Source organism: Scandinavium goeteborgense (genome assembly GCF_003935895.2).
Lineage (GTDB): Bacteria > Pseudomonadota > Gammaproteobacteria > Enterobacterales > Enterobacteriaceae > Scandinavium > Scandinavium goeteborgense.
Genome location: NZ_CP054058.1, coordinates 2,017,333 through 2,040,994 on the forward strand (window position 1 = coordinate 2,017,333; position 23,662 = coordinate 2,040,994).

Sequence of the window (23,662 nt, forward strand, 5' to 3'; positions counted from 1 at the left end):
TTAACTGATCGGCATTACGGCTTGCCGGGGTTTGTTTTATCTTGCAACGCGTAAACCACCTTCGGCTCCGCGGGTGAAAACCACCTGCCAGAGTTGAATGTCGCGGGCACGGAATGCCCCGGCACAGGCGTTCAGATAATAAGAGAACATCCTTCTGAAACGCTCTGAATAGTTGTCAGCAATTTCCGGCCACGTGTGCAGGAAACGCGTATGCCAGGCCATCAATGTGGTGTCGTAATCGGCGCCAAAATTGTGCCAGTCTTCCATCACAAAGTGTGGTTCACTGGCGTTGGCAATCTGACGTACAGAAGGCAGGCAGCCATTCGGGAAGATGTATTTGTTGATCCACGGATCGACATTGTTATCCGTTTTCTTCGACCCGATGGTGTGCAGTAAAAACAGGCCGTCAGGCGTCAGATTACGGTCTACCACGTCGAAATAGGTGGCGTAGTTTTTCGGACCAACGTGCTCAAACATTCCGACAGAGACGATACGGTCGAACTGATCCTGCAAATCTCGATAATCCTGCAACAGGATTTGCACGTCCAGCCCTTCGCAGCGCGCCTGAGCCAACTTCTGCTGTTCAGCGGAAATGGTCACACCGACGACGCTCACACCGTAATTTTTCGCCATAAAATGCGCCAGCCCGCCCCAGCCACAGCCGATATCCAGCACCCGCATGCCGGGCTGCAAATGCAGCTTCTGGCAAATGAGGTCCAGTTTCGCCTGCTGAGCCTGCTCCAGCGTTTCCGCTTCTTTCCAGTACGCGCAGGAATATTGCATAAACGGGTCGAGCATCCGAGTGAATAAATCGTTGCCCAAATCGTAATGCTCTTTGCCTACTATCCAGGCACGTTTTTTACTTTGAAGATTGAGCAGACGGGCGCCTGCCACACGTAGCGTGTCTTTCAGATGGTGGGGGAGTTGGCTTTCCAGACCGGCACGAAGCACATTATGAAAAAATACATCGAGCCGTTCGCACTCCCACCAGCCATCCATATAGCTTTCGCCTAATCCCAGCGACCCTTCCTGCAGCACGCGTTTAAAAAAGAGGGGATTATTGACCCGGATATCTGAGGGAGCAGAACCATTCACCCTGACGCCGGCGCGGTTCAGTAATTCATTAACAATACGGTACCAGTCATCATCAGGCACATTTACTTCTTCTATACACGATGAACTCATAGCTTCTCCATCACGCGGCTTGTGATCAGAACCTTAAAACAGCGTAGACGCTTTTTTGGTTGTGTGAGAACTCTCACGGAATATCCGTAAGTCTGCTATCCGACGTAAAACAGAGGAAGGGAGATAACCCTTGCCGAAAGGCCTTCCGTGGTTAATCGGGGGAGATCCGTTCCCCCGTTAATCGCTAATATTTATCGTATTTATGTGTTACCGAAATCAGTATAGGCCGCAAAAATGAGTGATTCAATAAAAAATTCTTAGCAAACTAATCACTGAATTGTTACATAGTCGCTAACGATACTATGCGTGTGATTCTTCGTTTGAACCGGCGTTTTCATCACGTTGTGCAACAAACTGCATCCGGTAACCCCAGCCTGCCAGAACCACAGTGGCCAGCATCACGCTGGTGGTGGTCAGCAGCGGGGTAGAGATCAGGGTAGAAACCACCAGGCTTGCCAGGAAACACAGACCCAACTGCAATGTGTTTTGCATCGCCGCCGCACGACCCGTGGCGTGTGGGAACGGGCGCAGCGCCTGTGCCACAACGATGGGATAAATCGCGCCGTTGGCCATCGCCATCAGGCAGAAAGGAATCAGCAGGGTGGTCAGTGAGCTGCCTGCGGTCAGACCGACAGCAAAGGTGCCCGCCACGCTTACGGCGAAGGCCAGCAACAGCCACGGCAGCATCTGTTGTCCATCCCATTTTTGCAGGGCGGAACGACATCCGTAGCCCCCAATCAGGAAAGCGATAGTCTGCGGCACGTAACTCAGGCCAATCACCGTCGGGCCGTAACCCATGGCGCTCAGAATAAACGGCGAGCCGGTCAGCCACGCGAAGAAGCTGGCGGAACAGGCGGCGTAAATCAGCACGTTGCCGCGATAATCTTTCGAGCGCAGAAGTGCCAGGAAGGTCAGCGGCTGTTCTTCTTTATGCACAACGCGCAAGGGTTTTTGCAGACGCAGCGCAGGCAGCATCAGCAGCAGCGTAATGCCGAACAGGGTGGCAAAAATTGCCTGCCATTCGAAATGATGCAGGATCCAGCTGCCCAGCAGCGGTGCCAGTGCCGGGGAAAGCCCAACCAGTGGCATGATCGTCGCGAAGATACGGTTGGTGCGCTGGGCCGGATAATAATCGGTAACCATCGCCTGCCAGGTGACGGTGGCGGCACAAACGCCGACGGCCTGCACAAAGCGCAGCACCAGCAGCAGGGTGGCATCACGGACCCACAGCATGCCCAGACAGCCAACGGCGAATATCGCCAGGCCGGTCAACAGAATAGGTTTACGACCGTAACGGTCAGACAGCGGGCCCCACATCAGTTGGGCGAGGGCGAAACCGGCCAGGAACAGGCTCAGGCTGGCGCTGACGGCGGCGGCAGGCGTTTGTAGGTCATTCTGAATGGCGGCAAAAGCGGGCAGATACATATCGGTTGCGAGAAAACCGAGTACGCTCAGGCCAGCCAGCCAGCACAAAAATCCTTTCCCAGGTTGCTTATTCATTTTCTTTCTCGTTACAGGTGTCGATGGCAGCAGAGTGTAGGGAGTGCAACTTCGGTTGTGAACCGCTAATATTTGTCGGGTGAGTTCAAATTTTTTGCAGGCAGCCTATGTGGTCAGAATATTCTCTTGAAGTCGTGGACGCCGTTGCACGTAATGGGAGCTTCAGCGCAGCCGCGCAGGAGTTGCACCGTGTGCCTTCTGCTATCAGCTATACCGTGCGTCAGCTAGAGGAATGGCTGGCGGTTCCACTGTTCGAAAGGCGTCACCGCGACGTGGAGTTAACCCCCGCGGGTGCCTGGTTTTTGAAAGAAGGGCGCTCTGTTATCAAAAAAATGCAGATCACCCGTCAACAGTGCCAGCAGATAGCCAACGGCTGGCGTGGCAGTCTGGCAATCGCTGTGGACAACATTGTGCGCCCGGAACGCACCCGACAGATGATTGTCGATTTTTATCGCCACTTTCAGGATGTCGAATTGTGTGTGTTCCAGGAAGTGTTCAACGGTGTATGGGATGCGTTATCCGACGGTCGCGTAGAACTGGCTATCGGGGCCACCCAGGCGATCCCGGTCGGGGGACGTTACGCGTTTCGCGATATGGGGATGCTGAGCTGGAACTGCGTGGTGTCTAGTCAGCATCCGCTGGCGCAGGTGTCCGGCCCGCTCAGCGATGATGTGTTGCGCAACTGGCCAGCGCTGGTGCGGGAAGATACATCGCGATCGCTGCCGAAACGCATCACCTGGCTGCTGGATAACCAAAAACGGATTGTGGTGCCGGACTGGGAATCTTCCGCGACCTGTCTTTCAGCCGGGTTGTGTGCCGGAATGGTGCCTACGCATTTTGCCCGACCGTATATCGACAGCGGTGAATGGGTGGCGCTGGAGCTGGAAAATCCTTTCCCGGATGCGGCGTGCTGCCTGACCTGGCAACAAAATGACATGTCACCGGCGTTGAGCTGGCTGCTGGAGTATTTAGGGGACAGTGAAACGTTGAATAAAGAGTGGCTGCAGGAGCCGGACTAACCGGCCCCTGAGAGTGCATTAACGGCGGTAGTCGCGGAACGGACCGTCGGCGACCGAGCGGCGCTCGATTAGGCGCGGATGCACCTCAATCGACTGCGACTCTTCACGCTTATTGACGATACGATCCAGCAGCATATCGAAGGCCGTTTCACCCAGCGAATCCTTCGGCTGATGGATGGTGGTCAGGGCAGGGGTAAAGAAGCGCGCGTTGCGCACGTTATCGTAGCCAATGACTGAAATATCCTGTGGAACGCGCAGGCCCATTTCGTCTGCGGCACACAACGCACCCATCGCCATAATATCGCCGCCGCAGAACACGGCCGTTGGGCGTGGTTGTTGCGCAAGAATTTGCTGCATGGCCCGATAGCCGGATTCCGGCTCGAAATCACCCTGCACAATCCAGTTTTCAGGCACGTTGATTTGCGCTTCTTCCATGGCTTTCATGAAGCCCGCCAGACGTCCTGCGCCGGTGTTGCGCTCCATTGGCCCTGGAATGGCGCCGATTTCACGATGACCGCGTTCGACCAGATAGCGTCCGGCAAGATAGCCACCCTGGAACGCGTTATCATTCACCGAGTCGGTAAAATCAGCCTTAGATTCGCCCCAGTCCATCACCACCATCGGGATGTGACGGTACTCTTCCAGCATCTCGAGCACCGACTGTGGGTATTCGGAACACATCACCAGCAGGCCATCGACACGCTTTTGCGCCATCATCGACAAATATGCGCGCTGCTTTTCCAGGTTGTTCCAGGCGTTACCCAGGATCAGGGTATAGCCTTTCTCGAAGCAGTTTTTCTCAACAGCTTCAATGATTTCAGCAAAATAGGCGGCTTCGCTGCTGGTCGCCAACAGGCCAATTGTTTTGGTGTGATTCACCTTCAGGCTGCGCGCCACAGCGCTTGGGGAGTAGTGCAGCTCTTTAATGGCCGCCCACACCGCGTTGCGGGTCTCTTCCGCCACAAAACGTGTTTTGTTAATTACATGTGAAACAGTTGTAGTGGAAACGTTTGCGCGCTTCGCTACATCTTTAATAGTTGCCATTCGTTCTCACTCCAGACCCTTTCCTTACGCCTGATTATCGACACGAAAACGTTTGCCTTTACACACCCTTAACACAATTCAATTGAATTGCAGTACGCCGGGATACAGACAGGACGACGGGAGGGGGTCAATGGCTGGTACGCTTTTAAATTAGCGTGGAATTTTGTCTGATTCTGAGGCAAAGGGAAAGAGAAAAATCGCTATGAGCTTAAAACCTGGAAGATTTTTGCGTATATTTGTGCAAAAATGAGCAAGCTCACTTTTGTTGTGGGGATTAAAAGGAGAAAAATTGATGAGTACCGACCTGAAGCTCTCTCTTATGACCACCGTTATCGCTCTGGCTCTGATCGTTTCTGCCGCGCTGACTGCTGTACTGCACTGATTTATCCGGAGGGAGAGCTCTCTTCCTCCTTCTCACTTTCCTTTCTTATTGTTATCAAATTCGCAATAAACTTTTGCCATTTTGTTTACTTTTGTTTTTTTGTGATTGATGTCATGCTTTTGACTTCTGCTTTTGCACTGTCTCATCGAGATGGCTTACCGGAGTCGTTACATGAAAATCAATTTCCCTCTGCTGGCACTGGCTATTGGGGCATTTGGCATAGGTACCACTGAGTTTTCGCCAATGGGCCTGCTGCCCGTCATCGCCAAAGGTGTGGACGTGTCGATTCCCGCCGCCGGAATGCTGATCAGCGCCTATGCCATTGGCGTGATGGTCGGTGCGCCGTTGATGACGCTGCTGCTTTCACATCGTGCGCGCCGTAATGCGCTCATTTTCCTGATGGCCATTTTCACGCTCGGCAACGTGTTGTCGGCGATTGCGCCGGATTACACCACGCTGCTGCTGTCGCGCATTATTACCAGTCTCAATCACGGGGCCTTTTTCGGCCTCGGCTCGGTGGTGGCTGCCAGCGTAGTGCCTAAGCACAAGCAGGCCAGCGCGGTGGCGACCATGTTTATGGGGCTAACGATCGCCAATATCGGCGGCGTTCCGGCGGCAACCTGGCTCGGTGAAACCATCGGCTGGCGGATGTCGTTTCTCGCGACGGCCGGACTCGGCCTGGTGGCGATGGTTAGTCTGTGGTTCTCCTTGCCGAAGGGCAGCAGCGGTGAACGCCCGGACGTGAAAAAGGAACTGTCGGTTCTGGTGCGTCCGCAGGTGCTGACGGCGCTGTTGACGACCGTGCTCGGGGCCGGAGCGATGTTCACGCTCTACACCTATATTTCTCCAGTGCTGCACACCATCACTCATGCGACACCGCTGTTCGTCACCGCCATGCTGGTGCTGATTGGTATCGGCTTCTCTCTGGGTAACTATCTGGGCGGCAAGTTTGCTGACCGCTCCGTGACCGCCACGCTAAAAGGCTTCCTGACGGTGCTGATCGTGATCATGGCGTCTATCCCGTGGCTTGCGCAAAACGAAATCGGCGCGGCGGTGAGTATGGTTATCTGGGGTGCGGCGACCTTCGCGGTGGTACCTCCGCTGCAAATGCGCGTGATGCGTGTGGCACATGAAGCGCCAGGCCTGTCGTCGTCGGTCAATATCGGGGCGTTCAATCTGGGTAATGCGTTGGGCGCAGCGGCGGGCGGGGCGGTGATTTCCGGCGGTCTGGGGTACACCTTCGTGCCGGTGATGGGGGCGATTATCGCCGGGGTTGCGCTTCTGGTGGTGCTGATTACGGGGCGTCGTCAGCCAGAAGAAGTGTATTCCAGCCATTGATGATATGTGCCCGGCGGATAATATTACTCGCCGGGCAAGAGATTACGCCGCCAGATTCTTCGCGACAAATTCCCAGTTTACCAACGCCCAGAAATGCTCGAGATAGTTCGGGCGGGCGTTACGGTAGTCAATGTAGTAGGCATGTTCCCACACATCTACGGTCAGCAGCGGTTTGGCGTCAGTCGTCAGCGGCGTACCCGCGTTAGACGTAGAAACGATAGCCAGTTTGCCGTCTGCATTTTTCACAAGCCAGGTCCAGCCAGCGCCGAAGTTTTTAACAGCGGCATCGGTAAACTGCGCTTTGAAGTCAGCAAAGCTGGCGAAGCTTGCGTTGATGGCGGCTGCGACGTCACCGGTTGGCTCGCCACCGGCATTCGGTGCCAGGCAGTTCCAGTAAAAGGTGTGGTTCCACACCTGTGCAGCATTGTTGAAAACGCCCGCTTCGGAAGTGCGAACGATCTCTTCCAGCGTTTTGCCTTCAAACGCAGTGCCTTTGATCAGGTTGTTGAGGTTGGTGACATACGTCTGGTGATGTTTACCGTAGTGGTATTCCAGCGTTTCTACAGAGATGTGTGGCGCCAGGGCGTCTTTTGCATACGGTAATGCAGGTAATTCGAATGACATTGCTTATTCTCCCTATTATTTTATGACTCAATAACCCTGTATTGAGTAAGGATAGGGTAGCAAATTAAAAGATGTGGCTAAAGAGGAACTTACCCTGTCGGGAGATCGACAGGGCAGGGATCAGCGAATCGTTTTAGGCGTCATCACGCGGCGTGCGCCAACGTAGTGGTTCGCCCAGTAATCTTCGCTCAGAGAGGTAATCTGGATATCGCGACCGGTGCGCGGGGACTGAATAAATTTGCCGTTGCCGACGTAAACGCCAACGTGATCGGCAGTGCCACGACCGCGGGTGCGGAAGAACACCAGATCGCCGCTTTGCAGCTCACCCCGGTTAACGGAGCGCGCATCACGCAGGTGATACATTTCGTTCGCGGTACGAGGAATACGGAATTTCACTAAATCTTTATAGGCGTAATAAACCAGACCGCTGCAATCGAAACCGGTGCGCGGCGACGTGCCACCCCAACGGTAGGGTTTGCCAATCTGGTCCATCAATTTGTTCATCGCCGTTTTTTTAGCTTTCTGCACTCGCGCTTTGTGTGCATCCGCAATGGTTAACGGTTTCACGTCTTCGCTAACGCATTTCTTTTTATGGCCTTTACGCACACTGCATTTCTGCGCCGTTTTAACGGAGGCGGTTTTCAGCGCGGGGCTATGAATTTTGCGGGTGGAGGCGGTTTTACTGACGGCAGTTGTTTTTTTACTTTTGGCGGTCGTTGTTTTCTTAAGGGTACTGGTTTTCTTTTTGCTGGAGGTTTTGGTCGTTGATTTCGTTTTGTTGCTTGTCGTTTTCTTTTTACGGTCTGCTTTCGCCTGGTGGGACTTTTGCGATGCAGATGTGCGCGCCTGTTCGGATGCGTGGGACAAAGGCGTAATGGACAACGATGTGAACAGCAAAGCACAGAGCGTGATCGAGACTTTATTTATCCGCGCCACTGAGCATTCCTCTGTTAGGCAGGCAAACGGTCATGCCTGGGTATGATTGACAAAACGAATCGATTCTAATGCATAAAAACATTAATTGTTAATAGTGTTTTTGTATCTGATACACAGTTTCGTTAGCGACTGCAAAAAAATGCGTCAAACTGGACATAACATGCTCGGAAAATGCTCATGTTTACGCGGGGCAGGCCGATAAAGGCACATTTTTAAGGCAACTTCAAAACGTCAGAGGTAAAATGCATTATCGTGAACAAAATGTTATTTTCTGACAGCCGTCGTTGACGTTACACTTAGCGACTACAGCCATAAAAAGAAGTTTAAGGAAGCAAGATATGAGTACAACTCTTGAGAAAATCCAGACCCAAATCGCCGAGAACCCAATCCTTCTGTATATGAAGGGTTCCCCGAAACTGCCAAGCTGTGGTTTCTCTGCTCAGGCGGTTCAGGCACTGTCTGCCTGTGGCGAACGTTTTGCTTACGTTGATATTCTGCAAAACCCGGATATCCGCGCCGAGCTGCCTAAGTATGCAAACTGGCCGACCTTCCCACAGCTGTGGATTGACGGCGAGCTGGTTGGCGGCTGTGACATCCTGATTGAGATGTACCAGCGTGGCGAACTGCAGCAGCTGATCAAAGAGACGGCTGCAAAGTACAAAGACGACGAGTAGAGCAGCGCTGAGTAAGTTTTTTACTGGCAATAAAAAAGCGACCATCGGTCTAATGCCGATCAGTTAAGGATCGGTTGACCGATCCGGTGGTTGTGCAAGAATCCGTAATCTCTCCAGGGATTACGGATTTTTTTATGTTACTCAGCCAGGCCTTAGATACCGTCCATAAATTTTCTCCGCAGGAGTTTGCTGCCCTTGCAGACCTGCTTTCTCCTGAACTGATTGATGAATGCCTGGCTGACACCGGCGTCGTCACTCTGCGTAAGCGTCGCCTCTCCATGGAGATGATGGTCTGGGCGGTTACCGGCATGGCCCTGTTCCGCTCCCACTCCATGACCCAGCTGGTCTCACATATGGACATTCTTCTGCCGGGTAACCGGCCCTTCGTTGCACCCAGTGCCGTTGTTCAGGCCCGCCAGCGGCTCGGCGAGGATGTCATCCGTCTGATGTTCGAAAAAACACGTCAGCTCTGGTTTGAAAAAACACCCCTGTCTCACTGGAACGGCCTGACGCTAATGGCCGTGGACGGTACGTTGTGGCGTGCACCTGATACCCCAGAAAATGACGCAGCCTTCGGCCGTACTGCCAATGTGAACAAGCAGTCCGAATGGCCACAACTGCGCATGGTCTGCCAGATGGAAGTTACCAGCCATCTGCTGTCTGCGGTGGCCTTCGACAGCGTCTCTGAAACCGGTGAAACTGACCTTGCGGCACAGCTTATTGACCGGACGCCGGACCACTCACTGACCATCATGGATAAGGGCTTCTATGCCCTGGGCCTGCTGCATCGCTGGCAGTCATCAGGCACGGAAAGGCACTGGATGCTGCCCTTACGCAAAGGCGCGCAGTATGAGGAGGTGAGAAACCTGGGCGCAGGGCAGAAACTGGTGAGAATAACGCTGTCGCCGCAGGCGAAAAAGAAATGGCAGGATGCACCGGAAACCCTGACAGCAAGACTGGTCAGCAAGGAAGTGAACGGCAAGACGGTGCAGATACTGACGTCGATGTGCGACCCGCTCAGATACCCGAAAGCCGATATCGTGGACCTTTACAGCCAGCGGTGGGAGATAGAGCACGGGTTCAGGGAGATGAAGCAGCATCTGCTGAATAATGAACTGACGCTGCGGAGTAAAAAGCCTGCGCTGGTGCGTCAGGAGCTGTGGGGCGTGGTGCTGGCGTATAATCTGTTGCGCTTCATGATGGGGCAGATGGCGTACAGTCTGAAAGGCGTGGAGCCATATCAGATGGGCTTTAAACAGTCAGCGTTATATCTGTGCAGCCACCTGCGTTTACTGCCGGGAGTGGCGCCGGGGAAACTCCCCAAGGTCATGGCCGAAATACTGAGTATGGCCTCAAGCTTCGTGCTACCAGGGCGAAGAGCACGGCATTACCCGAGAGCTGTAAAAAAGAGGCCGCAACGTTATCCGTTGCGGCCTCCTTCAAAAGCTTAACTGACAAGCATTAGACCATCGGTCGCTTTTTTTTATTCTTCGCTTTCACCTTCAGGCAGCGGTAACGGCCAGCCGCCCAGGCGTTTCCAGCGGTTGACGATTTCGCAAAACAGCTGCGCCGTCTGTTCGGTGTCGTACAGAGCAGAGTGCGCTTTGTTGCCGTCAAATTCCATTCCTGCGGCCAGGCAGGCTTTCGACAACACGGTTTGCCCCAGTGCCAGCCCGCTTAGCGCGGCGGTATCAAACGTCACAAACGGGTGGAACGGATTGCGTTTCAGCCCGGCGCGCTCAGAGGCAGCCATCATAAAGCTGTGATCGAAGGTCGCGTTGTGCGCCACCATGATTGCCCGATTGCACTCCTGATCCTTCATGCCTTTACGTATTTCTTTATAGATGGCGTGCAGGGCGTCGTATTCACTGACGGCTCCGCGCTCAGGGTCATTCGGATCGATGCCATTAAACGCCAGCGCTTCGGGGACCAGATTTGCGCCTTCAAACGGTTCAACATGGAAATGCAGTGTGCTGTCCGGCATCAACCAGCCATCTTCGTCCATTTTTAACGTCACGGCGGCGACTTCCAGCAGCGCATCCGTTTTGGCGTTAAAGCCCGCTGTTTCTACATCGATAACTACAGGATAAAAACCACGGAAGCGGTCGCACAGTGCATTACGTTGAGCGTTGTCGGACATCAGTATCTCTTAGGCTTACAAAAAGTAGCGCGCATTATGGCAAATTTTGCCAGCGGTTGCAGCAGAGGCGGGAGCAAAAAAATGGGTGCCGTAGCACCCAGGGAGTCTTAGTGACCAAGACCTTTACCGGCATCTTTGGCTTCGATCAGTTCGATTTTATAACCATCCGGATCTTCGACAAAAGCGATAACGGTTGAGCCGCCTTTTACCGGGCCGGCTTCGCGGGTGACGTTGCCGCCATTATTGCGGATGTGCTCGCAGGCTTCTGCGGCGTTATCTACGCTCAGCGCGATGTGGCCGTAAGCGGTGCCGAGATCGTAGCTTTCAACGTCCCAGTTATAGGTCAGTTCAATGACCGCTTCTTCACTCTCCGGGCCGTAGCCGACGAAAGCGAGGGAATATTTGTATTCCGGGTTTTCGCTGGTGCGCAGCAGCTTCATGCCCAGCACGTTGGTGTAGAACTCGACGGAACGTTGCAGATTGCCAACACGCAGCATGGTGTGAAGTAGGCGCATAGTCTTCCCCTTATCGTATTGTTTATAAAGCAGGACAATCAGTATAGCGGCGGATGCCCGCCGCTATCAATGCGGGGATTAGAGCGTAGGGTAGTCGGTGTAGCCTTCCGCGCCGCCGCCGTAGAAGCTTTCCGGGCGCTGCGGGTTCAGTTCAGCTTTACGTTCCAGACGTGCAACCAGGTCCGGGTTCGCGATATATGCGCGACCAAATGCCACGGCATCAATCAGACCTTTAGCAATCAGGTCTTCTGCTTTTTCCGGGGTGTACGCACCAGCACCGATAATCGGGCCGTGGAAACGTTCGCGTACTTTACGACGGAATTCTTCGGTATAAGGCTGACCACCGGCCCAGTCTGGCTCAGACATGTGCAGGTAAGCGATACCGCGTTTGCCCAGCTCTTCAATCAGATACAGCGCATCGGCTTCTTCATTCGGGCCGTTGTCGGTGTTCTGGAAAGAACCAATCGGCGAAACACGGATCCCGATGCGATCGGCGCTCCACTCTTTGCTGACGGCGTCGACCACTTCCAGCACCAGACGGGCGCGGTTTTCAATGCTGCCGCCGTACTGGTCGGTACGCTGGTTCGCTGACGGAGACAGGAACTGGTGCAGCAGGTAGCCGTGCGCAGAGTGCAGTTCGACGAGGTCGAAATCGGCTTCGCGAGCGTTAGCTACCGCCTGACGGAAATCGTCGACGATACCAGGAATTTCTTCCAGTTCCAGCGCACGCGGTAGGGAAGTGTCTTCGCGAGTGGCGTTGCCGTTGGCATCACGCAGGGAAGTACGAGTGCCCGCGCTCAGCGCAGATGGCGCAACCGGCGCCTGGCCGCCAGGCTGGAGGCTGTTATGCGAAATACGACCGGTGTGCCACAACTGAACGGCGATATGACCGTTTTCAGCATGCACGCCTGCGGTAATTTGTTTCCACGCGGCGATCTGTTCTGGGCTGTGCAGGCCAGGTGCGCCAGCGTAGCCTTTCGCCTGAGCAGAAACCTGCGTGGCTTCAGAGATAATAAGCCCTGAGCTTGCGCGCTGGCGATAGTATTCACCCATCAGTGGAGTAGGGATGTCGCCAGGCTCGATGCTGCGAAGACGCGTCAGTGGGGCCATCAGTACGCGGTTAGGCAGAGTGACAGCGCCAACCTTGAGAGGGGTAAACATTTTGTGTTGTGACATAAATCAGGACTCCTGAATAGACCGGTCGTCTAGTAAATCGATAAATAAAAACGCCTGTTATGAGCCAGGCGCGGCAATCATGGTCTTCGCATGTTCGAGCGCGCTTTCGAGCGGCGTCGCACTGCGAGAAATTTTGGCCTGAAGATTGGCCCCCAGCCACAGCGAATACAGCACTTCGGCCTGGGTATGGGCGTCACCGAAAATGGTGAGGCTTTTTTCTTTACGCCCTTCTTCAAGCGCATGGGACAGCAAAACAATAATCTGGCTGGCCCCTTTGTTCATTTCTGTGCGCATCACTTCTGAGAGGTCGCAGACTTCGGCAGAGAGTTTAACTGTCAGACAACCGCTGATAATGCCCTGCTGACAAAACTGGTTCAGCGTGTGCTGGTAATAGGCCAGCAGGCGGTCGCGATAGTTGCCTTCACCGTGGGCAAAATGCTCAGACAGACGAAGGTGATAGTCTGCGTAGTGGCGCTCAAGCATGGCAACACCGAACGCTTCTTTAGAGCGGAAATAGTGATAAAACGAGCCCTTCGGCACTTCTGCCGTTTTGAGCAGCTCGCTGAGCCCCATTCCGGTAAAGCCGCGGTGCATACATAAACGCTCGCCGGTAGCGAGGATATGTTCGCGGGTGTCGTGTTCGGTATGTTTGTTCATGGGGCTAAATGTAGTAGACCGATCGGTCTAATGCAAGAGATAAATGATTGCCGGTTGCAGGATGCGCATTATCAGGCTTCAATGAGAGTAAGCAGATAACAGGGGGCGGCGTGGCAGAACAACTGGAGTTTTTCCCGGTACAGAGTCCGTGCCGGGGGATTTGTCAGTCCGATGAACGCGGGTATTGCCGGGGCTGTATGCGCAGCCGTGACGAGCGCTTCAACTGGCAAAATTTCAATGATGCTCAAAAGCAGGAGGTGCTGCGCCTCTGCCGTCAACGTCTGCTGCGTAAAATCCGCGCAAACAAATCCGCTTTACCTGAAGAACCTGATCAGCCTTCACTGTTTTGACGCTAAATATGCGTATACTCGATGAAATTTTCAGTTGAGGAAGCTCGTATGGTTCAGCGTATTACTCTCGCGCCCAATGGCCCGGAATTTTCCCGCTTCGTGATGGGCTACTGGCGTCTGATGGACTGGAACATGTCCCCGCAGCAGCTGGTCAGTTTTATTGAAGAGCATCTCGACCTCGGTATTACCACCGTCGATCACGCCGATATCTATGGCGGTTATCTATGCGAAGCTGCCTTTGGCGAAGCCTTGAAATTGGCTCCGCAACTGCGTTCGCGTATGGAAGTGGTCAGCAAATGCGGGATAGCCACCACTGCAAAACCTGAACACGCTATCGGGCACTACATCACCGATAAATCCCACATCGTTCGCAGCGCCGAGCAGTCCCTGACCAATCTGGCCACCGACTATCTGGACCTGCTGCTGATCCACCGTCCCGATCCGCTGATGGATGCAGACGAAGTGGCAGAAGCCTTCACCGAGCTGCATCAGAGCGGCAAAGTGCGTCATTTCGGCGTGTCTAACTTTACCCCGGCGCAGTTTTCGCTGCTGCAATCACGTCTGCCGTTCACATTGGCGACCAACCAGGTTGAGCTTTCTCCGGTTCACCAGCCGCTGCTGCTGGACGGTACGCTCGATCAGCTGCAACAGCTGCGGGTGCGTCCGATGGCGTGGTCGTGTCTGGGCGGCGGTAGCCTGTTCAATGACGACAAATTTGCTCCACTGCGCGAAGAGCTGGCTAAAGTAGCGACAGAACTGAACGCGGAAAGCATTGAACAGGTGGTTTACGCCTGGGTGATGCGTCTGCCGTCTCAGCCGCTGCCTATTATCGGCTCCGGTAAAATCGAGCGCGTGCGTTCTGCGATCGCGGCTGAACACCTCGAAATGACCCGTCAGCAGTGGTTCCGCATCCGCAAAGCTGCGCTGGGTTACGACGTACCGTAATCACGCTTTGCGCTGACGTTCCGACGAAAAAAGTGTTCCTGGTTTAGACTTACCAGGGACACTTTTTTTTGGAGGTACTATGAAGCGCATCACGCTCACGTTACTGACCCTGGCCATTTCAAGCGGCGCTTACGCTGCCAGCACTGAAGTGGAAATGAATCTTGTCACTCCGCAAGCCGTCGGACAGTCCATTGGTGAAGTGAAAATCACCGAAACCGATAAAGGCCTCGAATTTTCCCCAGACCTCAAAGCGTTGCCTCCCGGCGAGCATGGTTTTCATGTGCATGCCAACGGCAGCTGTCAGCCTGCAATAAAAGAGGGTAAAGCCAGTGCGGCCGAATCTGCGGGTGGCCATCTGGACCCGGATCATACCGGTAAACACCAAGGGCCAGCCGGAATGGGGCACTTAGGCGATTTGCCCGTGCTGGTGGTGGCTAAAGACGGGAAAGCCACGCAGCCCGTCCTGGCGCCGCGTCTGAAAAAACTCGATGAGGTGAAAGGCAAAGCGCTGATGATCCACGTCGGCGGGGATAACATGTCCGATCAGCCGAAACCGCTTGGCGGGGGCGGCGTGCGCTATGCCTGTGGAGTTATCAAGTAGTCCTTTCGGTAATGGAGCCCGCGACCGGGGCCTGTTCGAGCTGTAACAGCGAACAGTAAAGCCGCCAGACTATCGCCGCCAGTTCTCTGGCGGCAGGCTGGTGGTGATGGCCTAAGGCTTCGTAAATCCGCTTTAATTCGCTCAGCGTGGAGGCCAGCGGGCGCTGCTGGACGCCGCGTTCGCTCATCACATCACGCAGCAGGCTGATGCACAGATCTCGCACCTGAACCAGCGGATCGGACCGAGTTTCCCAACTCCTGAGCTGCCACACCACGTGGGAACAATTCAGCAATACCACGCCCCAGCGCAGCAGCCAACGGCGGGCCAGGGCATCCTGGCTGTTGCTGAGCTGGCTGATGTAGTGATAAACCAGCGATTCAAACTCGTGCTCACTTTGCTGAGGATGGCGACTCAACTGGTCAATAAAGTGACGCCGTAACGACTGAATATGACGCCGACTTTTACGCGCATCAGAACCTGGTTTCAGGACCGCAAACGCCAGCCACGCCATCCCAACGCCAATGATTTTTGCCAAGTTATCATTGAGAAAACCAGCAAAATCATACACCGGCGGGTTAGTGACCGAGATAAACGAGCCCATAAACACCACCAGCTGTCCCCACAATCCCGCGTACTTCGGCATCTGTAATTTGAACAGCTGCATGGTGACTAGCAACGGGAACAGGAACAGCAGGAATTGCCATAGATCGCTGATTTGCACCATCAGGCCAAACTTCACCACAAAGCTGAACACCGACAACCAGAGCAGCGTGCGCAGCAGCAACGTCAGGGAATTGAACGGTGAGGGCGAGGTTGAAAACAGCACGCAGCAAATCGCCCCGAGCGTCAGCGCCGCCGGGCCGGAACTCCACTGCGTATTGATCGACCACGCGCCAATCATGATTAACGCGAAAAAGGTTCGCGCGCCGTTCCATAATGCTTCCGCATGATCGGTCCTGCGGGTCAGCGGTGGTGCGGCCGGAACCTCAAATTCGGTAATTGGAGAGGCGTTTTCCAGCCGGTTCAACCAGCGACTCGACGTGAGATAGAGCCGGCAAAAATAGCGCAGGCGGTGCCAGAACGCGTGATGCCGAAAATCCTGGGTGTCACGCGGGGCCAGCGGCGCAATAATCTTTGCGACGCTATAGGCATCCGCGGCCGGTCGGGCGAGTTCGGCCAGCAGGCGCTCCAGAACGTCACGCATATTGGCTGGCGCTTCCGGCCAGTTGAGCAACATCCGGCGCAGGCTGGAAATCACGCTGGTCAGGCGCAGCTGTTGATGCAGAAGATAGTTGAGCAGGCTGTTACGGCGACGAAATCGGTAGTGACTCCAGAACGCCTGAATACGCAGCAGGTTCATGGTCAGGATCTGACCAATAACGGTTTCGTGGGCGGTACGAACGGTGTCGGTGTTTTCCGGCTGCCAGAGCAAGCTGGCGTGTTCCAGAATACGCGCATGCATGTTTTTCAGGGCGGTGAGCAGCGTGGTGCCATCGGAGGTGCTTGGCAGGATCATCATCATCAGCGCGCCGCACAAAATCCCGAGAATAACTTCACAGACGCGCGCCTGCGCGATTTCCCAGATATGCGTGGCGTCGATCACGTTGACCATCGGGAAGGCAATGATGGCGCAGGTGTAGCCTGCCAGCTGGAACGCATACGCGGCGTTGTTCATGTACATCGCGCAGGTCCAGGTGCAGAAGGCGATCCACGCCGATAGCGCCAGCAGGAACAACCAGGGGTCGGTCATGGTGTGCCCGGCAATCAGGATCGCGGCGACGGCACCGAGCAGGCTTCCGGCGATTCGGCCAAGGCTTTTACTGATGACGCCGCCGACGGTGGGGAAGCTCACCACGGCGGCGGAAGTCATCGCCCAGTAGGGCTGATCGAGATTGATGTAGTACGCAAAGCTCAGGGCCAGACACATAGCGATGCCGTTGCGGAGCGCATATCGCCATTGTGGTCGGGTCGCTTTAATCCATGGCAGCGACCGCCAGTTGAGCGCCTGGAGGTTCATTACAGCGAGCCAATCGACACGGTGCAGGTGGTGCCGGAAACCAGAATAATATCGTCTGGCAGCTTATAAAACTCGATCCGCACCGGCACGCGCTGGGCCAGACGCACCCACGGAATGGTCGGTTTAACATCGGCAATCAGGCTGCCTTGTGGGCCAACGCTCTGATCGGAGATAGCGCGCCCAATGCTGGCGACGTGACCCTGTAACGTTTGTCCATTACTGTAAAGCACCACGCTGGCGCTGACGCCTGGCTTGATGTGACGGAGTTTGGTTTCTTCGAAGTAGCCGACAACATAGAACGAGTGGCTATCGACGAGGGCAAATACCGGGTGCCCGACGGCGGCGTAATCGCCTGTGCGAGTGGACATGTTGGTCACCCAGCCGTCTACAGGCGCTTTGACCTCGGTCTGTGACAGCTGCCAGTTGGCGTGTTCCAGCGCGGCGTTAGCGGCATCGACACTGGCTTTGGCTGCGGCAACACTGGCTTTGGCGGCTTCGGCATTGGCTTTTGCAGTTTTCAGCGCGATGTTAACCGTATCGAGGTCTTCCGCAGAAATGAAGTTTTTGGGCAAATTGCGGCGACGATCGGCTTCACGTCGCGCTTTATCCATATCCGACTGTGCCCGGTCCATATCCGATTGTGCTTTTGCCATATCAGACAGGGCCTTAGCATGCTGCGCTTGGGCATTCATCACCGCGATATGAAATGGCGTGGCGTCGAGGCGAAACAGCACGTCACCGGCTTTAACCTGCTGGTTATCCTTCACATTCAGTTCCATGATGCTGCCCGAAACCTGCGGCGTAATACTGACCTGTTCGGCGCGGATTTTGCCGTCACGGGTCCACGGCGACTGCATGTAGTAATTCCAGACCAGCCACACGGCAATCAGGGCCAGGGCTGCGACCAACAGCGTGGAGAAATATTTTAGCTTTTTCATCAAGTTAGTTTACCACGCCACAATCATAACCAGCGCCAGGCATACCGCCAGCGCGAACAGGGAAAGATCCATTAACAGCGGATGCCAGACATCCCCGGCGTACATCCAGTCGCGCAGTAGGCGATGGGCGAGCAGCCAGATGAGAAAACCGAGGATAACCGCTTTGAAAAGCGGGGGGAAATAGATAGAGGCCCCGACGATGAGGTCCTGCAGGGGAAGTCCCGAAGTATTGAGCGTCAGCTTCACGAGCAAAAATCCTTTGCATAAGCATCGTTGCGGGTCGAGGACCGCGATGCGCCATCATTTTAATGAGTGTAAATCATTGTGTCAGTCTGCGGGGACAAGGCAATACATTTGTTTTGGCCATTTAAATGCTGCACACTATTCTAAAATCAGTATAATAACTTAGCAAGCTAATTATAAGGAGATGAAATTGGAATCGCCACTGGGTTCTGATCTGGCACGGCTGGTGCGTATCTGGCGTGCTTTGATTGACCATCGCCTGAAACCTCTGGAATTAACGCAGACTCACTGGGTCACGCTGCATAACATTCATCAGCTGCCGCCTGAACAGTCGCAAATTCAACTGGCTAAAGCGATTGGGATTGAGCAGCCTTCACTGGTTCGTACCTTGGATCAGCTGGAAGAGAAGGGCCTGATTTCGCGTCAGACCTGTGCGAATGACCGTCGTGCCAAACGTATTAAACTGACTGAGAAAGCCGAACCGTTGATTGAAGATATGGAGACGGTGATTCGCAAAACGCGGGGTGAAATCCTTGCGGGCATTTCTCCTGAAGAACTGGATTTACTGCTTGGGCTGATTCGTAAGCTAGAGCAGAACATCAACGAACTGCAGTCCAGAGACTGAGTTTCGCGCCGATCGTGACAAAAAGGCCCTGATATCAGGGCCTTTTTTTATGCCTGCCAGGCCATCACCCGGTTACGTCCGGCTTCTTTGGCCTGATACATCGCTTCATCTGCACGCTTAACGTAGGTTTCCGGTGATTCCTGCGCGTCCAACGCTGTAAAAAGCCCCATGCTGATGGTCACCTGTTCAGGTAAATGCAGGAGACTGCTTTCGCTGACGGTGCCACGGATCTGTTCTGCAATTGCCCGTGCGCTCTGCGCATCGGTATTCGGCAGCAGCAGAGCAAACTCTTCTCCTCCGATGCGGGCCGCCAGGCTGCCGGTGTTCAGGAACTCTTGCAGGATCTTCGCCACAAACTGAATGACCTTATCGCCCTCAAGATGGCCGTAACGGTCGTTGATGTGTTTGAAGTGATCGAGGTCGCAGACGATGACGGAAACCGGCGTGTCCGAGGAGACTTTCGCCACCTGTTTGGTCAGGCTGTCGTAAAAGAAGCTGCGGTTAAACAGGTGGGTCATGGCATCACGAATCGAGTTTTGATAGGAGTCCTGATACTTGCTGTTAGATTCCCGATACAGCGTAAACACATCGCCCAGCAGGATGATAATCAACGTCAGGGTGGCGGTAGCTTCAAACAGGCGTGACTGGTACCAGGAATACCCCGCGATGGAAATCGCTGGCAGCAAGAGGATCAAGGTGAACAGATAGAATGCGCAGAATAAACAGCCGCTAAACCAAAAAATATTCCGTAAATGGGTGACAACCAGCATAAACGTTAGCGTCAGGGACCACAGCGCACACAATGCGCCAAATAACAGGTGATGCCAGCCCAAGGTAAATAACCCCGTAGGATTATCAATGAAATGAAGTGTGTATTTTGTCTGCTCGCTGGCAAATAGCCACGCTAAAAAAAGCAGTGTGGCGGTGAACCCGGCAATGGCCGAGAGAATAACGGCATGATTACGCAGCGAATGAATATCACTGTGGCGGCATCGATATAGATATATTGATACAATGAATAATATTGCCATTAATATATTGCGGACAATATAGAATATCAGGGCGCCGTTATAATCAACGTGCGCCAACGGCGTGCACTTGAGTGCCTCAGTGTAGCTGCTGAGCGTACCCAGCATCAACCCCGCCGAGCCCAGGAAGGCGAAGGCAATCGCCATCAGGTATAGCCGGTGCTTATCGCAGAGATACTTCATCAGCATAAATACGGCGATCAGGATATGAAACACCATCAGGAATATCGTGGTGACCGGAAATAAAATCCGCGACATTGCAGGGATAAGATAAATGACCTGAGTCGAGAAGAGATGAATAACACCGATGATAAAAAGGGCTGCCCCAAAAAAAATCAACAAGCGATTAAACGGAAACGCTTTATTTTCAATCATATTCATTCCTGAAGAAGATATTTTAAGCACAGTTTAGAGCAGGCATCCCGCCTGGAGTCGCGCAAGTTTACGATCGTCTTAAAAAATAAAAGTTGCGCGTGCGCAAACATCATTCGGCTAAATATTTCCGGGGTTTATGGGTTCCAAGATGCTATTGAAAATATAGAAAAAGCAGGAAGGGAAGGCAGAGAGAAGCGTGTGACCCAAAGGTCACACGCCTGATAATTAGCGCGGGGAAACGGTCACCTGGCTACCATTGCTGGCCATCACAACGCGTTGGCCTGCGACGAACTGGGTATCACCCTGTTTCTGCACAACCATAATGGTGTTGCCGTCGTCTTTACGGATTTCCAGCTCAACGCCCTGGGTTTTGTTAATGGCACCCTGAACGCCCTGGCCCGCTACGCCACCTGCAACAGCACCTGCTGCGGTCGCGAGTGAACGACCGGTACCACCGCCGACGGTATTCCCGAGGAAGCCACCGAGAACCGCACCGCCGATTGCGCCGATAACGTTAGAATCGTTGCCGCCCTGGATCTGTACCGGACGCGTGTGGACGATGGTCCCGTAGGTCACATTCTGAACCTGTTTGGCTTCGGATGCGGAATAAACGTCCCCGGACAGGCCGCTGCTATTAACACAACCGGCAAGCGATAAACCAATCATTGAAACGGCCAATACACGTAACATCATTTATGAATCTCCTGTTCACCAAGAAACGCTCTTGAGAGCATCCTTACACCGCAATTATATGGCATTTATGTGCCACGGGTCATATGTTCTCCGAGGATCTCCTCAAAATTGTAATCTCTTTGTGCTTAACCAAGTATAAACGGTCGTTATGCCATCCGTGTGATTCAGTCTGCATTGTGCCCGCGCACAGGTTGGTTAAATTTTGTTATTGGATCATGGTATTAAGAAAGCGTTTATGTTTCAGTGTGGCTCTCAGTTGTGAACTAAGGAAGGCGTATGAATTCGGGTCGCTATATTGGTGTGATGTCGGGTACCAGCCTTGATGGCGTGGACGTGGTGCTTGCGGCGATGGACGATAACATGGTGGCGCAGCAGGCCAGCCTGTCGTATCCCATTCCCATTGCACTGAAGGAAGACATTCTCGCGATTTGCCAGGGACAGCAACTGACGCTGTCGCAGTACGGCCAGCTTGATACGCGTCTGGGCCGTCTGTTTGCCGATGCCGTGCTGGCGCTGATGGCGCAGGAAAAACTGTCAGCCAGGGATATCGTCGCCATTGGCTGTCACGGTCAGACCGTCTGGCACGAACCGGACGGTGACGCCCCGCATACGCTGCAAATCGGAGACAACAATATTATTGCCGCACGCACTGGCGTGACGGTGATTGGTGATTTCCGCCGTCGCGATATCGCCCTCGGCGGGCAGGGCGCGCCGCTGGTGCCTGCGTTCCATCACGCGCTGCTGGCCAATCCGCATGAGCGTCGCATCGTGCTGAACATCGGCGGGATTGCGAATCTGTCGATGCTTTGCCCAGGACTGCCGGTTAAAGGGCACGATACCGGGCCGGGTAATATGCTGATGGACGCGTGGATCTGGCGTCAGTGCGGTAAACCGTACGACAAAGATGCTGAATGGGCGAACTCCGGCAAAGTCATTCTGCCACTGTTACAGGAAATGTTGAGCGACCCGTGGTTTGCGCTACCGGCACCGAAAAGTACCGGACGCGAATATTTCAACTACGGCTGGCTGGAACGCCAGTTGGCGAAGCATCCGGGCATAGCGGCGAAAGATGTCATGACCACGCTGACCGAATTAACCGCCGTCACCATTAGCGAACAGGTGCTGCTGAGCGGCGGCTGTGAACGGCTGCTGGTGTGCGGCGGCGGCAGTCGTAATCCGCTGCTGATGTCGCGTCTGGCTGCATTGTTGCCGGGTACGGAGGTTTCGACCACCGATGAGGCTGGTGTCAGTGGGGACGACATGGAAGGCCTGGCCTTCGCATGGCTCGCGTGGCGTACCCTTGCAGGGCTGCCGGGCAATTTACCGTCGGTTACCGGTGCCAGTGAGCCTACTATTTTAGGGGCTATTTTCCCTGCAAACCCGGCGCATAATCAGAGTTAACTGACTGAGGCGGGTGCCTGTTGCCGATAGAATGGAAGTATTAAGGGAGGGCATCTGCCCTCCGGGACCGGGACAGTCTTAAGGCAAGCCAATGAAAAAAACTCTTCTCGCTGTAGTACCACTGATAGCCCCCCTGATGCTCTCCGGCTGTAGCTACTACAACCAGTTCGTTGAGCGAATGAACACCGACACGCTGCAATACCAGTGTGAAGAAAAACCGCTGACCGTTCATCTCAATAACACCCGTCAGCAGGTAGACTTCATCTATGACAATCAGCAACAAACGTTGACACAGGGTATCTCCGCCTCTGGCGCACGTTACACTGACGGCATCTACGTTTTCTGGTCCAAGGGCGACAGTGCCACAGTCTACAAACGTGACCGTATCGTGCTGAATAACTGTCAGTTACAAAACCCCAAGCGTTGAGATTTTGCTGATGGCGGCGCACAATAGCGCCACCTGAAGACAACTATCCTAAACGCCATGTCTGATAACGACTCCCTGCAGCAAATCGCGCATCTGCGCCGTGAGTACACCCGTGGCGGCCTGCGCCGTCGCGATCTTCCTGCTGAACCGCTGGCGCTGTTTGAACGCTGGCTGGGTCAGGCCTGTGAGGCCCGACTCGCCGATCCTACCGCGATGGTTGTGGCAACCGTGGACGAAAACGGTCAGCCGTATCAGCGCATCGTGTTGTTGAAGCATTACGACGAAAAAGGGCTGGTGTTCTATACCAACCTCGGTAGTCGTAAGGCTCACCATCTGGAGCAGAACCCGCGCATCAGCCTGCTTTTCCCCTGGCACTCGCTGGAACGCCAGGTGATGGTCACCGGTAAAGCCGAACGTCTCTCTACTCTTGATGTGATGAAATACTTCCACAGCCGTCCACGCGATAGCCAGATTGGCGCCTGGGTTTCCAAACAATCCAGCCGTATTTCGGCGCGCGGGATCCTCGAAAGCAAATTCCTCGAGCTCAAGCAGAAGTTCCAGCAGGGCGAAGTGCCGCTGCCGAGTTTCTGGGGAGGCTATCGTATCAATATTGAGTCGATGGAATTCTGGCAGGGTGGTGAACACCGTCTGCACGATCGTTTTTTATACCAGCGTGAAAACGACGCCTGGAAAATCGACCGCCTCGCGCCGTAATCGCGCATTTTGTTGTTTTAAGCGCTGGCACAACACGGGCTGGCGTTTTATTCTATGAACCTTTCGCAAATGGCGAAACGTCGTGTACCGGCTATGGTGCAGTCTGTTTTATACA

Annotated in this window: 26 protein-coding genes; 12 read left to right on the plus strand and 14 right to left on the minus strand. The window is 54.2% G+C overall.

Going from position 1 to position 23,662, the window contains the following annotated elements; translation table 11 throughout:
• Window positions 1-36 precede the first annotated feature (36 nt).
• Window positions 37-1,185: a cyclopropane fatty acyl phospholipid synthase gene (gene cfa, locus A8O29_RS10430; RefSeq protein WP_159465499.1), complete on the minus strand. Its 1,149-nt coding sequence runs from the start codon at window positions 1,183-1,185 to the stop codon at window positions 37-39.
• A 300-nt stretch (window positions 1,186-1,485) separates the two neighbouring features.
• Window positions 1,486-2,685 carry a purine nucleoside transporter PunC gene (gene punC / locus A8O29_RS10435; RefSeq protein WP_174081293.1) on the minus strand — a complete coding sequence of 400 codons (1,200 nt, stop codon included), beginning with the start codon at window positions 2,683-2,685 and terminating at the stop codon, window positions 1,486-1,488.
• Window positions 2,686-2,792: 107 nt separating this feature from the next.
• Between punC and punR the strand changes: the two genes are divergently transcribed.
• Window positions 2,793-3,704 carry a DNA-binding transcriptional activator PunR gene (gene punR / locus A8O29_RS10440; RefSeq protein ID WP_133460810.1) on the plus strand — a complete coding sequence of 304 codons (912 nt, stop codon included), beginning with the start codon at window positions 2,793-2,795 and terminating at the stop codon, window positions 3,702-3,704.
• An 18-nt stretch (window positions 3,705-3,722) separates the two neighbouring features.
• On the opposite strand, the gene purR is transcribed toward punR, so the two are convergent.
• On the minus strand, window positions 3,723-4,748 hold the full coding sequence (gene purR, locus A8O29_RS10445; protein WP_133460811.1) for an HTH-type transcriptional repressor PurR: 1,026 nt from the start codon (window positions 4,746-4,748) through the stop codon (window positions 3,723-3,725).
• A gap of 292 nt (window positions 4,749-5,040) precedes the next feature.
• Between purR and cydH the strand changes: the two genes are divergently transcribed.
• Together cydH and A8O29_RS10455 are read left to right on the plus strand one after the other, a co-directional pair.
• Window positions 5,041-5,130 carry a cytochrome bd-I oxidase subunit CydH gene (gene cydH, locus A8O29_RS10450; protein ID WP_133460812.1) on the plus strand — a complete coding sequence of 30 codons (90 nt, stop codon included), beginning with the start codon at window positions 5,041-5,043 and terminating at the stop codon, window positions 5,128-5,130.
• A 171-nt stretch (window positions 5,131-5,301) separates the two neighbouring features.
• The gene (locus tag A8O29_RS10455) at window positions 5,302-6,468 is read left to right on the plus strand and encodes an MFS transporter (RefSeq protein WP_174081294.1); all 1,167 of its coding nucleotides are present in this window, start codon (window positions 5,302-5,304) and stop codon (window positions 6,466-6,468) included.
• A gap of 42 nt (window positions 6,469-6,510) precedes the next feature.
• Here the strand turns inward: A8O29_RS10455 and sodB are convergent, their stop codons facing one another.
• Together sodB and A8O29_RS10465 are read right to left on the minus strand one after the other, a co-directional pair.
• Window positions 6,511-7,092, minus strand: coding sequence for a superoxide dismutase [Fe] (gene sodB, locus A8O29_RS10460; RefSeq protein ID WP_174081295.1), 582 nt, complete (start codon window positions 7,090-7,092; stop codon window positions 6,511-6,513).
• A 120-nt stretch (window positions 7,093-7,212) separates the two neighbouring features.
• The gene (locus A8O29_RS10465) at window positions 7,213-8,028 is read right to left on the minus strand and encodes a C40 family peptidase (protein WP_159465502.1); all 816 of its coding nucleotides are present in this window, start codon (window positions 8,026-8,028) and stop codon (window positions 7,213-7,215) included.
• 338 nt (window positions 8,029-8,366) lie between these two features.
• Here A8O29_RS10465 and A8O29_RS10470 point away from each other — a divergent pair, with 338 nt between their 5' ends.
• Both A8O29_RS10470 and A8O29_RS10475 read left to right on the plus strand, forming a co-directional pair.
• On the plus strand, window positions 8,367-8,702 hold the full coding sequence (locus tag A8O29_RS10470) for a Grx4 family monothiol glutaredoxin (RefSeq protein WP_174081296.1): 336 nt from the start codon (window positions 8,367-8,369) through the stop codon (window positions 8,700-8,702).
• A 134-nt stretch (window positions 8,703-8,836) separates the two neighbouring features.
• Window positions 8,837-10,153, plus strand: coding sequence for an IS4 family transposase (locus tag A8O29_RS10475; protein ID WP_174081207.1), 1,317 nt, complete (start codon window positions 8,837-8,839; stop codon window positions 10,151-10,153).
• Window positions 10,154-10,185: 32 nt separating this feature from the next.
• On the opposite strand, the gene rnt is transcribed toward A8O29_RS10475, so the two are convergent.
• The 4 genes from rnt to A8O29_RS10495 form a co-directional block, all read right to left on the minus strand.
• A complete protein-coding gene (gene rnt / locus A8O29_RS10480) occupies window positions 10,186-10,842 on the minus strand; it encodes a ribonuclease T (protein WP_110508447.1) in 657 nt (218 codons plus the stop codon).
• 107 nt (window positions 10,843-10,949) lie between these two features.
• Window positions 10,950-11,357: a lactoylglutathione lyase gene (gene gloA, locus A8O29_RS10485; protein ID WP_125355422.1), complete on the minus strand. Its 408-nt coding sequence runs from the start codon at window positions 11,355-11,357 to the stop codon at window positions 10,950-10,952.
• A gap of 78 nt (window positions 11,358-11,435) precedes the next feature.
• Complete coding sequence (nemA, locus tag A8O29_RS10490; protein WP_125355420.1) at window positions 11,436-12,533, minus strand: alkene reductase; 1,098 nt, start codon at window positions 12,531-12,533, stop codon at window positions 11,436-11,438.
• A 57-nt stretch (window positions 12,534-12,590) separates the two neighbouring features.
• A complete protein-coding gene (locus tag A8O29_RS10495) occupies window positions 12,591-13,190 on the minus strand; it encodes a TetR/AcrR family transcriptional regulator (RefSeq protein WP_125355418.1) in 600 nt (199 codons plus the stop codon).
• 110 nt (window positions 13,191-13,300) lie between these two features.
• Between A8O29_RS10495 and A8O29_RS10500 the strand changes: the two genes are divergently transcribed.
• From A8O29_RS10500 to sodC, 3 genes are all read left to right on the plus strand, one after another.
• The gene (locus tag A8O29_RS10500; protein WP_125355416.1) at window positions 13,301-13,540 is read left to right on the plus strand and encodes a DUF1289 domain-containing protein; all 240 of its coding nucleotides are present in this window, start codon (window positions 13,301-13,303) and stop codon (window positions 13,538-13,540) included.
• A 48-nt stretch (window positions 13,541-13,588) separates the two neighbouring features.
• Window positions 13,589-14,485, plus strand: coding sequence for an aldo/keto reductase (locus A8O29_RS10505; RefSeq protein WP_110508437.1), 897 nt, complete (start codon window positions 13,589-13,591; stop codon window positions 14,483-14,485).
• A gap of 79 nt (window positions 14,486-14,564) precedes the next feature.
• Window positions 14,565-15,086, plus strand: a complete 522-nt coding sequence (sodC, locus tag A8O29_RS10510) for a superoxide dismutase [Cu-Zn] SodC (protein WP_125355415.1) — start codon at window positions 14,565-14,567, stop codon at window positions 15,084-15,086.
• On the opposite strand, the gene A8O29_RS10515 is transcribed toward sodC, so the two are convergent.
• Genes A8O29_RS10515 through A8O29_RS10525 form a run of 3 tightly spaced genes read right to left on the minus strand, consistent with a single transcriptional unit; the run spans window position 15,079 to window position 18,287 of the window.
• A complete protein-coding gene (locus A8O29_RS10515) occupies window positions 15,079-17,103 on the minus strand; it encodes an FUSC family protein (protein ID WP_159465504.1) in 2,025 nt (674 codons plus the stop codon). The two genes, sodC and A8O29_RS10515, sit on opposite strands and share 8 nt — an antisense overlap.
• Window positions 17,103-18,041, minus strand: a complete 939-nt coding sequence (locus A8O29_RS10520; RefSeq protein WP_125355414.1) for an HlyD family secretion protein — start codon at window positions 18,039-18,041, stop codon at window positions 17,103-17,105. Before A8O29_RS10520 ends, A8O29_RS10515 begins: the two co-directional genes overlap by 1 nt.
• A 9-nt stretch (window positions 18,042-18,050) precedes the next feature.
• Window positions 18,051-18,287 (minus strand): DUF1656 domain-containing protein, encoded by a 237-nt coding sequence (locus A8O29_RS10525; protein ID WP_133460822.1) that lies wholly within the window; start codon window positions 18,285-18,287, stop codon window positions 18,051-18,053.
• A gap of 181 nt (window positions 18,288-18,468) precedes the next feature.
• Between A8O29_RS10525 and slyA the strand changes: the two genes are divergently transcribed.
• Window positions 18,469-18,909, plus strand: a complete 441-nt coding sequence (slyA, locus tag A8O29_RS10530) for a transcriptional regulator SlyA (RefSeq protein WP_110508425.1) — start codon at window positions 18,469-18,471, stop codon at window positions 18,907-18,909.
• Window positions 18,910-18,956: 47 nt separating this feature from the next.
• Here slyA and A8O29_RS10535 read toward each other — a convergent pair whose 3' ends face one another.
• Window positions 18,957-20,312, minus strand: coding sequence for a sensor domain-containing diguanylate cyclase (locus A8O29_RS10535; protein WP_125355745.1), 1,356 nt, complete (start codon window positions 20,310-20,312; stop codon window positions 18,957-18,959).
• Window positions 20,313-20,537: 225 nt separating this feature from the next.
• Window positions 20,538-21,005, minus strand: coding sequence for an outer membrane lipoprotein SlyB (gene slyB / locus A8O29_RS10540; protein ID WP_125355743.1), 468 nt, complete (start codon window positions 21,003-21,005; stop codon window positions 20,538-20,540).
• Between the two features lie 276 nt (window positions 21,006-21,281).
• Between slyB and anmK the strand changes: the two genes are divergently transcribed.
• The 3 genes from anmK (at window position 21,282) to pdxH (ending at window position 23,547) form a co-directional block, all read left to right on the plus strand.
• Entirely contained in the window at window positions 21,282-22,406 is a 1,125-nt protein-coding gene (gene anmK / locus A8O29_RS10545) for an anhydro-N-acetylmuramic acid kinase (protein ID WP_125355741.1), read from the plus strand.
• A gap of 91 nt (window positions 22,407-22,497) precedes the next feature.
• Window positions 22,498-22,833: a C-type lysozyme inhibitor gene (gene mliC, locus A8O29_RS10550; protein WP_125355739.1), complete on the plus strand. Its 336-nt coding sequence runs from the start codon at window positions 22,498-22,500 to the stop codon at window positions 22,831-22,833.
• Window positions 22,834-22,890: 57 nt separating this feature from the next.
• Complete coding sequence (pdxH, locus tag A8O29_RS10555; RefSeq protein WP_125355737.1) at window positions 22,891-23,547, plus strand: pyridoxamine 5'-phosphate oxidase; 657 nt, start codon at window positions 22,891-22,893, stop codon at window positions 23,545-23,547.
• The last annotated feature ends 115 nt before the right edge of the window (window positions 23,548-23,662 follow it).

Coding starts and splice junctions, on each gene's coding strand:
- A8O29_RS10535 (WP_125355745.1), bottom strand. CDS start 20,312: ATGATTGAAAATAAAGCGTTTCCGTTTAATCGCTTGTTGATTTTTTTT.
- slyB (WP_125355743.1), bottom strand. CDS start 21,005: ATGATGTTACGTGTATTGGCCGTTTCAATGATTGGTTTATCGCTTGCC.
- slyA (WP_110508425.1), top strand. CDS start 18,469: ATGAAATTGGAATCGCCACTGGGTTCTGATCTGGCACGGCTGGTGCGT.
- rnt (WP_110508447.1), bottom strand. CDS start 10,842: ATGTCCGACAACGCTCAACGTAATGCACTGTGCGACCGCTTCCGTGGT.
- sodC (WP_125355415.1), top strand. CDS start 14,565: ATGAAGCGCATCACGCTCACGTTACTGACCCTGGCCATTTCAAGCGGC.
- gloA (WP_125355422.1), bottom strand. CDS start 11,357: ATGCGCCTACTTCACACCATGCTGCGTGTTGGCAATCTGCAACGTTCC.
- sodB (WP_174081295.1), bottom strand. CDS start 7,092: ATGTCATTCGAATTACCTGCATTACCGTATGCAAAAGACGCCCTGGCG.
- cydH (WP_133460812.1), top strand. CDS start 5,041: ATGAGTACCGACCTGAAGCTCTCTCTTATGACCACCGTTATCGCTCTG.
- cfa (WP_159465499.1), bottom strand. CDS start 1,185: ATGAGTTCATCGTGTATAGAAGAAGTAAATGTGCCTGATGATGACTGG.
- A8O29_RS10495 (WP_125355418.1), bottom strand. CDS start 13,190: ATGAACAAACATACCGAACACGACACCCGCGAACATATCCTCGCTACC.
- A8O29_RS10455 (WP_174081294.1), top strand. CDS start 5,302: ATGAAAATCAATTTCCCTCTGCTGGCACTGGCTATTGGGGCATTTGGC.
- purR (WP_133460811.1), bottom strand. CDS start 4,748: ATGGCAACTATTAAAGATGTAGCGAAGCGCGCAAACGTTTCCACTACA.
- mliC (WP_125355739.1), top strand. CDS start 22,498: ATGAAAAAAACTCTTCTCGCTGTAGTACCACTGATAGCCCCCCTGATG.
- A8O29_RS10515 (WP_159465504.1), bottom strand. CDS start 17,103: ATGAACCTCCAGGCGCTCAACTGGCGGTCGCTGCCATGGATTAAAGCG.
- punR (WP_133460810.1), top strand. CDS start 2,793: ATGTGGTCAGAATATTCTCTTGAAGTCGTGGACGCCGTTGCACGTAAT.
- pdxH (WP_125355737.1), top strand. CDS start 22,891: ATGTCTGATAACGACTCCCTGCAGCAAATCGCGCATCTGCGCCGTGAG.
- A8O29_RS10475 (WP_174081207.1), top strand. CDS start 8,837: ATGTTACTCAGCCAGGCCTTAGATACCGTCCATAAATTTTCTCCGCAG.
- A8O29_RS10520 (WP_125355414.1), bottom strand. CDS start 18,041: ATGAAAAAGCTAAAATATTTCTCCACGCTGTTGGTCGCAGCCCTGGCC.
- A8O29_RS10505 (WP_110508437.1), top strand. CDS start 13,589: ATGGTTCAGCGTATTACTCTCGCGCCCAATGGCCCGGAATTTTCCCGC.
- A8O29_RS10470 (WP_174081296.1), top strand. CDS start 8,367: ATGAGTACAACTCTTGAGAAAATCCAGACCCAAATCGCCGAGAACCCA.
- punC (WP_174081293.1), bottom strand. CDS start 2,685: ATGAATAAGCAACCTGGGAAAGGATTTTTGTGCTGGCTGGCTGGCCTG.
- nemA (WP_125355420.1), bottom strand. CDS start 12,533: ATGTCACAACACAAAATGTTTACCCCTCTCAAGGTTGGCGCTGTCACT.
- anmK (WP_125355741.1), top strand. CDS start 21,282: ATGAATTCGGGTCGCTATATTGGTGTGATGTCGGGTACCAGCCTTGAT.